The sequence below is a fragment of the Streptomyces sp. NPDC002889 genome (assembly GCF_042888425.1).
Classification (GTDB): domain Bacteria; phylum Actinomycetota; class Actinomycetes; order Streptomycetales; family Streptomycetaceae; genus Streptomyces.
The window spans coordinates 1-11,863 of sequence record NZ_JBIAPT010000025.1 but is presented as its reverse complement, the minus strand read 5'-3'; the positions used below and the strand labels follow the sequence as shown (position 1 = coordinate 11,863).

11 protein-coding genes and 1 pseudogene are annotated in these 11,863 nt (G+C 68.1%); 7 read left to right on the top strand and 5 right to left on the bottom strand.

What is annotated here, in order from left to right:
• Window positions 1-250: 250 nt before the first annotated feature.
• The 3 genes and pseudogenes from ACFYWI_RS30225 to ACFYWI_RS30215 all read left to right on the top strand — a co-directional run.
• Window positions 251-349, top strand: a pseudogene (locus ACFYWI_RS30225) (IS5/IS1182 family transposase); the annotation flags it as partial.
• Between the two features lie 40 nt (window positions 350-389).
• Window positions 390-830 (top strand): hypothetical protein, encoded by a 441-nt coding sequence (locus ACFYWI_RS30220; protein WP_389238594.1) that lies wholly within the window; start codon window positions 390-392, stop codon window positions 828-830.
• A gap of 48 nt (window positions 831-878) precedes the next feature.
• Complete coding sequence (locus ACFYWI_RS30215) at window positions 879-1,025, top strand: hypothetical protein (RefSeq protein WP_389238592.1); 147 nt, start codon at window positions 879-881, stop codon at window positions 1,023-1,025.
• Between the two features lie 433 nt (window positions 1,026-1,458).
• Here the strand turns inward: ACFYWI_RS30215 and ACFYWI_RS30210 are convergent, their stop codons facing one another.
• A complete protein-coding gene (locus ACFYWI_RS30210; RefSeq protein ID WP_389238590.1) occupies window positions 1,459-1,629 on the bottom strand; it encodes a hydrophobic protein in 171 nt (56 codons plus the stop codon).
• 560 nt (window positions 1,630-2,189) lie between these two features.
• A complete protein-coding gene (locus tag ACFYWI_RS30205) occupies window positions 2,190-2,465 on the bottom strand; it encodes a hypothetical protein (RefSeq protein ID WP_389238588.1) in 276 nt (91 codons plus the stop codon).
• Between the two features lie 204 nt (window positions 2,466-2,669).
• On the opposite strand from ACFYWI_RS30205, the gene ACFYWI_RS30200 reads away from it, so the two are divergent.
• Window positions 2,670-3,644, top strand: coding sequence for a DivIVA domain-containing protein (locus ACFYWI_RS30200; protein ID WP_389238586.1), 975 nt, complete (start codon window positions 2,670-2,672; stop codon window positions 3,642-3,644).
• Between the two features lie 171 nt (window positions 3,645-3,815).
• Here the strand turns inward: ACFYWI_RS30200 and ACFYWI_RS30195 are convergent, their stop codons facing one another.
• Window positions 3,816-3,974, bottom strand: coding sequence for a hypothetical protein (locus ACFYWI_RS30195; protein WP_389238584.1), 159 nt, complete (start codon window positions 3,972-3,974; stop codon window positions 3,816-3,818).
• 58 nt (window positions 3,975-4,032) lie between these two features.
• Window positions 4,033-5,043 (bottom strand): alpha/beta hydrolase, encoded by a 1,011-nt coding sequence (locus ACFYWI_RS30190; RefSeq protein WP_389238582.1) that lies wholly within the window; start codon window positions 5,041-5,043, stop codon window positions 4,033-4,035.
• Window positions 5,044-5,578: 535 nt separating this feature from the next.
• On the opposite strand from ACFYWI_RS30190, the gene ACFYWI_RS30185 reads away from it, so the two are divergent.
• The gene (locus tag ACFYWI_RS30185; RefSeq protein WP_389238580.1) at window positions 5,579-5,920 is read left to right on the top strand and encodes a hypothetical protein; all 342 of its coding nucleotides are present in this window, start codon (window positions 5,579-5,581) and stop codon (window positions 5,918-5,920) included.
• A gap of 33 nt (window positions 5,921-5,953) precedes the next feature.
• Here the strand turns inward: ACFYWI_RS30185 and ACFYWI_RS30180 are convergent, their stop codons facing one another.
• On the bottom strand, window positions 5,954-6,580 hold the full coding sequence (locus tag ACFYWI_RS30180; RefSeq protein ID WP_389238578.1) for a hypothetical protein: 627 nt from the start codon (window positions 6,578-6,580) through the stop codon (window positions 5,954-5,956).
• 72 nt (window positions 6,581-6,652) lie between these two features.
• Between ACFYWI_RS30180 and ACFYWI_RS30175 the strand changes: the two genes are divergently transcribed.
• Both ACFYWI_RS30175 and ACFYWI_RS30170 read left to right on the top strand, forming a co-directional pair.
• Window positions 6,653-7,246, top strand: coding sequence for a hypothetical protein (locus ACFYWI_RS30175; protein ID WP_389238576.1), 594 nt, complete (start codon window positions 6,653-6,655; stop codon window positions 7,244-7,246).
• A 592-nt stretch (window positions 7,247-7,838) separates the two neighbouring features.
• The gene (locus tag ACFYWI_RS30170; protein WP_389238574.1) at window positions 7,839-11,651 is read left to right on the top strand and encodes a hypothetical protein; all 3,813 of its coding nucleotides are present in this window, start codon (window positions 7,839-7,841) and stop codon (window positions 11,649-11,651) included.
• Window positions 11,652-11,863 lie beyond the last annotated feature (212 nt).

The window sequence follows — 11,863 nt, the reverse complement described above, 5'->3', positions numbered from 1 at the left end:
CCGGGCCCCTTCGCTGTCCTCGCCCGCCATCCGGGGAAGATCAGCCGATCTTCTTCCAGGTGTAGGTGGTCGCGACCGACGTGCAGTGCTCGAACCCGGGCATGGTCACGAAGAACCCGTCCCCGTCGAGCATCCGCCACGCAGGCACCGGGAACCCGGTGAACGCCCGCTGATTCTGAAGGCTCGGAATCGCAGCACGGCCGCAGCGCTCCTTGCCCGTCCGGCCCTTTCACGGCGGTGCGGGGCCGCGCTCATGGCCCAGGCCGACGCCGACGAAGACGTCAACTGGGCCGTCTCGGTGGACTCCACGATCGTGCGCGCTCACCAGCACGCGGCCGGGGCCCGCAAAAAGGCCCCGGCCAGGCCTCGTCCTGGCTGTCGGACTCGGTGTGTCGACACAGGCGTCGGCACAGGCGTCCGTCCATGCCCCCGCAAAGGTGTCCACCGCCGCACAGAAGTCGGTCAGCGGCACGTCCGGCCAGGCGGTGACCCGGGTCGCCGACTTCTACGGCACGTACGTCGACGCGAAGGGCGATTACACGGTCCCGGACGTCACGCTGACCGCGGCGCTCCGCAAGCACTACCTGACGCCCGCCTTCGCCAAGCGGCTGGCGGCCTGGGAGAAGAAGAATGGGGCGGACGGCATCCTGCGTGCCCAAAACGTCCCGGCGCGGTGGATGGTGTCCGACAACGGCACCGTGGGTAACGGCCATGAGGTCATCGTCACCTTGACCTTCGGCAGCGGAGAGACGACGCAGAAGACCAAGCTTTTCGTGCTGCTGGAGCGGTACAACCACATCGTCGACATCGACACCACGAGCGCCCGCTAACGGCAGAGCCACCCCGGTGCCCCGTCCCGTCCGGGACGGGGCACCGGGGTGGAGAGCCGCGACCAGGCCTTGGGGCTGGTCGAGCAGGGGCACTGTCAGCTGATCATGCACATGGCGCCGGTCCCCTTCTGTGACTCCTCCGGCTTCAACGCCCTGATCGGCATCCTGCGCGGTGCCATGGGAGCCGGCGGGTAGCGCTTGGCCCTGGCCGCGGTCCCCGGCCGGGTGGCGCGGCTGCTGGACCTGACCGGGGTCCGCCAGCTGATGCCCTGTCATGCCAGCGAAATGCGGAGCCGCCCACGAGGCGACCCACCGTCAGGATATGGCCCCCTCCCCGGGACCGGAACGCGAGGATTCCGGCGGCCTGTCACCACCAGCCGAACGACCTCTGGCGCGCCCGGAGAGGCAAAAGGGAAAGCAGCCGGGGCGGATGACGCTGGAGGCGCAAGGTTCCCTGCGTATACGCCACCCTCCCCGGCCACGCTCATACGTCTGCCCCGGAAGCACAGCCCTATTGACCCGCTTTGCGTTTCCACGTCTTTTTCATCCACCGGGTAGCGGCTGGACATGCGTGTGGGGCCGAGCCGGAGATATCTCCGGCTCGGCCCCACACGCATGGTGAGCTGCTCTACCAGCGGTACCAGCGGCCCTTGCGGCCGCCGTGGCCCACGGGGCGAACCACGAAGCCAAGCAGCCAGACCACCAGCACGATGACGGCAATCCACCACAGGGCCTTGAGAGCGAAGCCGGCGCCGAAGAGAATCAGCGCGAGAAGCAGAACGAGAAGCAGGGGAACCATAATTATCAACCTCCGAGCAGTCGTATGCCCTGCCGGAATCCCGCCATGCCCGAAAGCCTGTGCGTTTATGCGGGCCTTACAAGGGAATTCGCATTCGCCGCGCATGGCGTGCGCCATAGGCCCGCCGTGCGGCGGGCGCCGGGTCACAGGAACCGGCGGATCGGCAGGCGGCCACTTCCCGGGCCCGCTGGGCGACAGAGCGCCTCTTCCACCGGCCCGCCCGTATCAGTTCAAGCACCCCTAGAAAGCCGATGCGGCAGCCGCTCTGCTCCCCACCACACTCATTCGCGCCTACCGGTCTTACCCGCGACGACAGCCCCGAGCGGTCTCGATGTGAGGTCTCAGGACCTCCGCCGTCTGTGCTGCTGGCGGTGTCAGGGTGACTGTCGTCATCCGGAGATAGCCCCGAGGTTGACGACACGCTCCGTGGCTACGGCGATGCCGGCACCGACGCGGAGCGACCACACCGGCCTCGGCCACTGCGGCAGAGTGAGTACAGCGGGACCGAATGACCCACGCGTGGCGGCGGCCCCGGAGACGGTGGTCGCCGGGCTGGTCGACTATCGGCGGATGATGTTGACGGTCACTGTGGCTGCAGTGCCGCCGAGGAAGACAGCGCCGCCGAATGCGGCGACTGCTGCGATCGGATCGGTGCGACCGGTGACGATCAGCGGCAGGATGCAGACGGCGGCCAGCAGGGCCACGAGGTTCGGCAGCCACTGGCTGGCCGCGCGCAGACGCCGCGGAACGGGCTCTCCCTGTGGGAGTGGTGCCGGCGCCCCGGGGTCGCGGGGCAGGTCGGGCTCGGGGTTCTGGGAAGTGGTGTCGATGTCCATGCCCCCAGCAGAACGTCGCCGCAGCCCGCATACCTAGAGATCCGTACACCCTCGCATGCACCCGGACACGGCTACGCCGCCGCTGTACAGCAGCTGCCCTGTACTGAACGCCGGGGGCGTTCAGCAACGTTCAACACAATCCGTAGACGTTCAGAGCTGGACCGCTCTATGTTGGGCTTCTTCGTCACGCTGAGGGGGTATCCAGTGACGCAGAGCAGTCCCGGGGTGGATCCGAAAGACACCGCCGCTATCGCCGCTTCTGACGAGGCACTCCGCGACTTCACCGCGGAACTGAACCGTCTGCACATCGCCTTCGGCGCACCGTCTTACGCCGCCATCGCCAAGTTCTCTGTGCGGCCGAAGCTGACCAAGGCCGGACTCAACGAGGCGCTGTCTGGTAAGCGATTGCCCTCCCTGGAAGCACTGCTGGAATTCGTCCGAGTCGTCAGCAACCCGCTGCCACCCCTACCCGATGCCCCTGCCACCTTCCGCGCCTCTGCGGAACTTCGCGACGCCTGGCGCACCCGGTGGCAGCAGGTCAAGTTCTTGCAGCGGCAGGCCCAGGGCCCCTGGAAGCACGTACGTGCCACGGCGCAGGAGACCCTCGACCAAGCCCTCCGCGAGGCAGAGGAGATCCGCGCCGCGGCCCATGAGGAGGCGGACCACATACGCGCCGAGGCGCGTAAAGAGGCAGAGGCCGCCTGTATCGAGGCTCGAGAAGAGGCACAGCGCATCGTCCAAAGCGCCCAGCCCCAGGACGCCCGACTTCGGGAAAACGCAGAGCGCATCCTCAAGGAAGATAGGTACGAAGCAGCTGAAGAGCAGGAACAGGCTGCGGAGAACACTGACCTTGTCCAAAGTCCGAGGACCCCCCCGGAAGAGGACGATGACTGGAGGGCCTCGCTCTATGACGAGAGCCTGACCGCCGGGGCTGAGGGTGTCCAACCGCAGGCACACCCTGGACGCCCTGCTTCCCAAGGCATCGACGAGTTACCCGCTTGGCTGAGTCCCTCCCGCCCACGCCTGCCCCAGGATGCTCGGAGCAAGAAGGCAGCCCGTGAACGAAGCCGGGCAGCGAAGGACGCCGACAGCGCACGCACTGCTCCCCGTGGCTTCGTTCAAAGAGTGCTGATCTACTGCGGGCTGATCGAGGATCCAGACTACGAGTTCGAGGTTTGACGACACGCTCCTCGGCCGCGGCGATGCCGGCACCAACGCGGAGCGACCACACCGGCCCGAGCCCCATCGCGGCAGCAGCCAGCTCCCCATCGGCCACGGCCGGGCGGTGCAGTCGACTCACGCACAACTGTGACCGGCCGAGGCCCGCGCGGGGCCCCGGCTGGTCGGTCGCTACCGGACCCGGCTGATGGCCTTCAGGACCTCAATGGCTGCCGCAGCCAGCTGGGAGGAGACCACGCTCGCTGGCGAGGACGTCGTGGTCTGGGCGGCGTAGATGACGGCGGCCAGCGCTGCGTCGCTGTCGCGTGCCACGTTGGGCGGCGAGGTCACCCGGGATGGTGCTGGTACCGGTGGGTGACGCGCTCGGACCGGGCCCAGCAACATCCAATCAGGGTTTGGTGAGTACGCTTCGCAGGGCATCGAGCATGTTGTTCCGGAAGGCGGTCATCGAGGGTGCTTTGCCGTCGAACAGTGCGTCGGCGCCGTGGTACATGCCCGGTTCGACGCGCAGTTCGCACTCGACGCCGGCCTCGCGCAAGCGACGGGCGTAATCCATGTCTTCCGGGTAGAACAGGTCGAGATCGCCGACGCCTATCCACGCGGGTGGGAGTCCGGTGAGGTTCGCACGGCGTGCGGCGGCGGTGTAGGGGCGGTCGTCCCACTCCTGGGGTGGGTGGCCGAGGTAGGCGGTCCAGGCGAAGCGGTTGGACATCGGCGTCCAGGTGTAGATGGTTCGCTTGTGGGGTTCTGCACGCAGGACGGTGCGATCGTCGAGCATCGGATAGACCAGCAACTGGAAGCGGACCGGGAGGCCTGTGTCGTGAGCGCGTTGGGCCAGGGCGGCAGCCAGTCCGCCGCCGGCGCTATCGCCGCCGACGGCGATGCGGGCGGGGTCGATGCCAAACTTGATGGCGTTGGCGTGCAGCCAACGCAGGGCGCGGTAGCAGTCGTCGAGAGCGGCGGGGTAGGGGTTTTCCGGCGCGAGGCGGTAGTCGACGCTGACAACGAGCGCGCCGAGTTCGTCGGCGACGCGGCTGCACCAGGCGTGGCCTTGCCGCACGGTGCCCATGACGGTTCCTCCGCCGTGGATCCACAGCAGTGCTCCGCTCGGCTCGCTGCGTGCGGGGGCCTGGTAGGTCACTACGGTCAGGGCCGGATCGGCGGCGGTGACGGTGATCTGTTCGGCTCGGATGCTGGGCCTGATGGAGGAGTCCACCGCGGGCAGGCGGCGGCCGATGGCCAGGGTGACGGCATCGATGAGGTTCAACGGCAGGTAGAGCACAGGGTGGCGCAACTCCGGCGAGACCGCGGCGAGAGCGCGGCGGCGTGTGGTGATCCGCCAGGCGGCGACAAGGGCCACCACGGCTCCCAGTCCGCCAAGGACGCGGCGCAGGGTCATGTGCTCGTGCCTTTCATAGAGGGATGACGGAGAGATTTTGAGCGGTGTTCAACGTTATTGACGAGCGGGCTTCCAGGTTGCGTCGGCCTACCGAGGCCGGTGTCGATGGCAGAGCCGGACGAGGCGGGGCGAGCGCGTGGCCTGGGCGAAGGCCAGCCCGCTTGGGGATGCGGCCGAGCGGATTGGCAGGCAGGCGACCTCCTGCGGAGGGAACCGGGGGCCGCATCACGGTCAGCCGTTTCGACCGGTACCCGATTACCGACTTGGACAAGCTCGCCGCCGAGGCCGATGGCGATCAGATCTCCTCGCGAGCCGACAGCATGAGCGGTGTTCGCGGCTGGCATAGCGCTAGACGCCTTTCCAGGTGTGGTGCACATGGGAGGCGTCGCAGAGCGCCCAGACGGGGCGTTTCGTGGGGAGCAGTTCCATGCGCGACTCAGGAGAATGGGAAGGGGCATGGCGTCCACGAGAGCTGGCTCCTTTCAACAGTGACAGCACTCTCCCTTCTCGGTCCCGGTGTGGCGGTGTTCCGGCAATGAATCTGTCAGGCCGCACGCCCTGGAAGGAAGCCGCCAGCCTCGACGGCGGCCCCGCCTTCCGTGCCGTCGACCAGTGGGGCAACCTCTCCGACAGGCGGCTCAGCCCCGACGGCTGCCGCCAGGCCCAGACCCGCGCCGCCGAACGCGCCGGGCTCTCATCCCGGATCACCGGCCACTCCTACCGGGCCGGCCTCATCACCACCGGCCGCAAGAAGGGCAAGCGCGTGGAGAAGCTCCGCGCCCAGTCCGGCCACGCCGAGAACAGCCCCGTCTTCTGGAAGTACGTCCGCGACGGCGAGAAGTGGGAGGACGCCGCCACCGACGGCATCGGCCTGTAGGACAGGGAGCCGTTGCCTCATCTTGAGCTATCCCTAAAGCGTCTTGAAGAGCCATGCGCCGGCACTCGCTGCGGCCAGGGCAAGCGGAAGACCAAAGAACAACCTTCCCCAGAATGGGGGCGCTGGGAAGAGCAGGTCGTCCGTCTCCTTCACATCGACGTCGACCAGGGTGTGCTGGCATGAGTATTCGGGTCGACCGTCGACGAGAACGAGGTAGGTGACCGACTCCTTGCGGCCGAGCCGACCGGGTCCGATACGCAGTGTCGTCCCCTGCGCCGCCGCTTCAGGAGCGGCAGAGATGGGCGGATGCGACTCGGTGCCGAGGAGTTCGAGGATCGGGATGCCGAGGTCCATCACGATGGGGAGGTCCCGGTCGAACGCAGCGCTACTGATGTCGCGGCGTCCGGTGTTGACCAACTGCACCCGGACAACGCGGGGCTCACTTAGAAAGGTGCCGTGCCGGCGGATCTCTAGCGAGTCGAGGTGATCGGAGGCCACAAGGCGAGTGCTCCCCATCCAGTAGGCGAGTCGGCGCTTGGGATTGTTCGCTCGCAGAGTCGCCCACATCGCACCGACGCCTACGCCAAGGGTGGCGAACACGGCGGCAGCGGCCCAAAAGGTGCCTGACTCATAAAAGGGCGCCGCAGCGGTGACAAGCATGCACTGATCCAACCAGGCGAACACTCTTCGCGTGGTCCGTTCTCGCAGTCTCGTTCTGGCTCCCGGCAAGTAATGCCCGACGACCCCGAGGACCCGATGCGCACCGCCATGCGCCAGATGATGGGCGTCTTTGCCCAGCTCGACCGAGGCATGACCGTGGCCATGCTTCGCCGCGGCCGCCGCATCAAGGGTGAGAAGGACCAGTACGCCTATGGAGCCCCGCCCTACGGCTGGCAGGCCCACAAAAAGGAACTAACCGAGGAGGAGATGGAACAGGCCGGCCGCGCCCGCGCCCGCCAGCTCCGCCCGGGCGCGGGAGGAGGCCGCACCGACATTCACATCCAGGCGGCCGACCCCTCCCACAACACGGAGCCGTTCACCGTGATCATCGAGGCCAAAGGCTGCTGGAACCGAAGTCTGCCCACCGCCCTCGCCGAGCAACTGGTCGCCCGCTACCTACGCCGCCCCCGCACCGTCGGCATCTTCCTTGTCGGCTTCTTCGACTGCGACCAGTGGCACTCCGAAAAACGGCCGCGCTGCTCGCCCCGCCACACCCGGCACCAGATCGAGCGAGAACAGGTACACCAGGCCGCACAGCACGCTTCCGAAGTCCGCGTCAAAGTCCTCGACTGCCGGCCCCCTGGCGTACAGACCGACCACGAGTAGTAGTCGGGGAGGCAACTGCCCTCGACCTGCCGGAGGCTGGGAAGATCGCTTCCGCAGCGGCAAAACAGGAGCGTGTCGGTTCTCTGGAAGGCGCCCCTGGCCAAAGCCACCTGCCCGGGAGGGTGTGGCCGGCCACGGCCGCTCAAGGTCGTACGTGCTGGCCTGCGGATGACGGGCCGGACGGCTCCCGCACCGGTGCTGTCAGTGCTGACCTCTACGCTCGGTGGCTGTGACGACAGCTGCATTGCCGGGAGTGGTCTATCCCTGGGCGAGGAAGACGGTGCCGCTAGCGGATTCCGCACTCCGAGGGGATTGGACCAGCTTGCCCGCTGCGGGGGAGGGCGGCCATGGCCGGCGGCTGGAGGAGTTGCGGGATGTGCCGGTGCTGGCGTTGTTCGGGGAGCGGGGTGCGGGCAAGTCAGTGGCGCTCCTACAGGAGTGCCAGGCATTGGAGGCGGGTCAGACTGCTACGCGATGGGTGAACTTGGGGCGGTGCCAGACTGAGTCCCAGGTCAGGTCGGCGCTGGCTGATGCCCCCGCGGCCCCGGAGGCGGGGGAGTGGTGGGTCTTCCTGGACAGCGTCGATGAGGGCTTGAATGTCCTGCCTGCCCTGGGCGGGTTGATCGCCGACTGGATCGACTCGCTCCCCGCCGACCAGCGAGGCCGCGTGCGGTTGCGGTTCAGCTGCCGTACAGGGCGCTGGCCCGACGTCCTTCAGGACACGCTCACGCGGCACTGGCCCGAGCGGCTTCAGGTGCAGCACATGATCCTGACCCCGCTCAGCGCCAGCGACGTTGCCGTTGCCGCTGAGGACTACGGTCTGGACGCCGGTGTCTTCACCACGGTGCTGCGCGAACGCGGTCTGACGCAGTTGTCCAGGGCTCCGGTCACACTTCTGCAGCTGCTCGAGTACCACCGTGTTCATGGGACGTTGCCCGCTACTGCGGCCGATGCCTACGAGCAAGCCTGCCTGCTGCTGTGTTCCGAGAGCAGGCGTCCGAACGACATCCGTGAACTGCGTGCCCAGCCAACGGGGCAACGCCTGCTGCCGGTCGCCGCCCGCGTGGCGGCGGCCATGCAGTTCGGTGCCCAGAACGTGCTGAGCGATGAATCCCAGCAGCTCCCCGGCAGCGGGGAGATCACCCTGGCCGAGCTGGAGGGCGGGCAGGAGCCCGGCCTTCAAGGCAGCGAAGTCCCGTGCACAACCGACGAACTGCGCCGGCTGTCTGAGTCCCATCTGTTCGAACCTGTAGGCCTGTTGCGGTGGACCTTTACACACCGTAGCTACCAGGAATTCCTGGCCGCTCATTATCTGGGGGCCCACCAGGTCGACCCGCGCGCTCAAGCCGGCCTGCTGTGGGTCGGAGACGGCGCGGCCCGGCACATCTACCCCGCTCACCGTGAAGTGGCCGCCTGGCGCAGCGGCAGCGACAGCACCCTCTTCGAAGACATGCTGCGTGAGGATCCGATGGTGCTGCTGCTGGCCGACCTGCCCGCACGGCCGTCCGCCGACCGTGCCCGGGTCGTCGACGCCCTCTTCAACCTGGCACAACGAGACGACACCCTCGACTTCGACGACACCACCCTGCACCGCCTCGACCACCCCGGACTGCCACAGCAACTCCTGCCCCGCCTGCAACCAGACGCGGACAGACTCGCGCTGCACATAGCCCGACGCTGCCGCCGCCCGGAGCTGACCGACGCCCTGCTCCGGGTCGCGGAGACGACCAGCCTGTCTCAGGAACGACGCGCTCTTGCCCTGCAGGCCGTCGCCGACTTCCGTCCCCCGGATGTCCAGACAGTGGATCGGATCAGCCAACTGGCCGCCCATGACCCCTCCCCGGAAGTCGTCGCCGCCGCCCTCGACCGGCTGTGGCCCACCCACCTGACCCTGCGCGAGCTGCTCGACTTCCTGCGCGATCCGGATCCCGACTACTACGGTGGCGCGTGGGTGCTGCGCTCGGAAATACCCGATCAACTGACCGCCGCCCAGACCGCTCAGGCTCTGCTGTGGGCCCGCGACACGCTGCAACAGCCTCTGCCCGGGCGCAGCATTGTCCTAGCCACCACCCTGATCGGCCGCGCGGTCACCCTGGCCGGCACCCACGGACTTCCCGGACTGTCCCATCCTGAGACCCTCATCGGTGAGGCCCTTATCGCACTGGCCAACCACAGCGCTGTCCTGCACAGCCTCGAAGGCCGCACCGAGCAACAGACTCTGGGCGACGCCCTGCGCGCACAGCACAGCCTGCGCCGCGCCGTGACGCATCACCTGCTCACCCACACCAGCGCAGATCAGTTCCTCGGCGTCCTGGTTGCCGTCCCGCGCGGCTGCCTGACCACATACGACGACGCGTTCTACTGGATGGAGCACTGGGACAAACTCGCCGACGTGCCACCCGCACTCGCCCGGCTCGTCGTATCCATCACCCCGCCGGCCGACCCCGAGCTGCAGGCCCGGGCTGAAGCAGCACGCCGCACCCATCCCACCCTTCGAGAGCTCACTGCGAGATGGGACCAAGACCCCGACCCGCACCCCCAGCAACACACCGACACCGCTCCCGACGACAGCCGCACCTACAGTGAGGCACGGCTACGCGAAGCACTGGGCGCCGTCCGCACCGCCAGCCCCGAGACCATCCGGCGCGCCTGGGGTGCCGTCATCGACCAGATGCGACGCACCCAGGATGGAACCGAACCCCCTCACCTGTGGGCAGAGCCGCTGCTCCTGTCGGCGCATCACACCCCCTCCCGCCCGGCCCAGGGCAGTGACCTCGATGCGGAGTTGAAGGCCGCCGCCCGGCATGTCCTGACGACCGTGCCACCCCTGCCAGCTGAGCTGTTGGCCTACGGCCAGCGCGCCAATCCGGTGCGGATGCTGGAGCTCAGCGCTTTCGCCATCCTGGGCACCCCGAACGAACTCCCCCCGGCCCCTCCCGATCGCTGGGCCGGCTGGAGCCTTGGCTTGGCCACCACGCACGCCTACAACCCTGCTGCCCAAGCCATCCGGAACGCCTTCCTGCCTGCCTGCGCCGAACACGCCGGCCCGTCACTGATCCCGCTGCTCGACGACGTTCTTCGCGACCCCCATACCGATCCCGCCACCACGCATGACCTGGCCCGCTCTCTCGGCGCCCATGCACAGCCAGACGTCCTCGACGCTCTCACCGTCTGGGCCGACCACCCCGACCGCAACCTCGAACACTGGCAGAGCATCACCAGCGCCCTGGCCTTCACCGGGCACCCCAGCGCCCCCGCACGCCTGCAATCGGTCCTCGAGAGCAACCCGTCGGGGCCTGCGGCGACACCCGGCACCCTGAACCGATGGCTCATGGCGGCACAGATTCTGCTGCACTGCCCGGCCCTGCCAAGCCTGTGGCCGCTCGTACACCAGCGTCTGACCGACGACGCTCTCGCCCAGGCCTACATCGACCGGCTCGGCCAGCGCCCCGCCCTCCACCACACGCAGCCCCACCAGCTGGCCAGCCTGAACGAGGAAGCCCTCGCCGAGCTCTACCTCTCGCTCGCCCGACATGTGGCGGCAGAAACGCTGGACCCGCCGCTGCGCTCCGGCTGGAGCGGTGATGACCACTTCGGCGAGCTGATCCGGTCCATACCGCCGCTTCTGGAAGCCAAGAACACACCGCAGGCAGCCCACCAGCTGCGCCGGATGGCCACCCAGACAGAACTGTGGCGCCTGCGCCACCTAGCCCGGCGCACTGCCTTGGCAGCCGCGGAGTCGCTGCACACCCCCGTAACGCCGCCTCAACTGCGGGCACTTGCAGAGCAGTCCCAGCAACGGCGCTGGGTCACGGACGAAGGGCACCTCCTGGCGCTCGTGCTGGAGGCCCTCGGCCGCTTCCAGTACGCCCTGCACCGCCCCAACGGCTTGAGCATCGCCCTGTGGAACCGATCGGAGGCCTCCGCGGCCCGGGCCGAGTGGTGGCCCTGCTGGGAGGAGGATCTGAGCGACATCCTTGCCGTGTTCCTCGTGCAGGACATTGGTGGCCACCGCGTGGTGGTCAACCGTGAAGTCCAGCTCGACCGGCCGGGCCTTGCCGGCCGGCGCACCGACATCCAGATCGAGGTCCCCGCCCCGCCGGACAGCGGACACGATCCCGTCAAGCTGGTGATCGAGTGCAAAGGCTGCTGGAACAACAGCCTGTCCACGGCCTTGGAGCACCAGCTCGTCGACCGCTACCTGCACACCCCCCGAACCGCGGGCATCTTGCTGACCGGCTACTTCGACTGCGACCGCTGGACGGACACCAGGCGACGATCGTGCCCCGCAACCCATCACACACTCGTGTCCGTTGACCGCCACCAGCAACAACAGGCCCAGATACAACGAGACTTCAAAGGGGTCCCAGTCGCAGCTTTCACCCTCGACTGCACCCTGCCCTGACCGATGTCGCAGAAGCCGGGCGGCCGACCTCGACCCCCGCACCGGCTGAGAGACCGCGTCGCCGTTTGCGGGCTGCCCTTGCTGCGGCGAGGAAGGCAGGGGGCGGAGCGGGGCTCGCTAGGAGTTGTCGTCAAAGTGTCACGCCCACATCAGCAGCGAGGCGAGGGTTACGGCTGCCTGGTAGGACTCGGCGGTTTTGTCGTAGCGGGTCG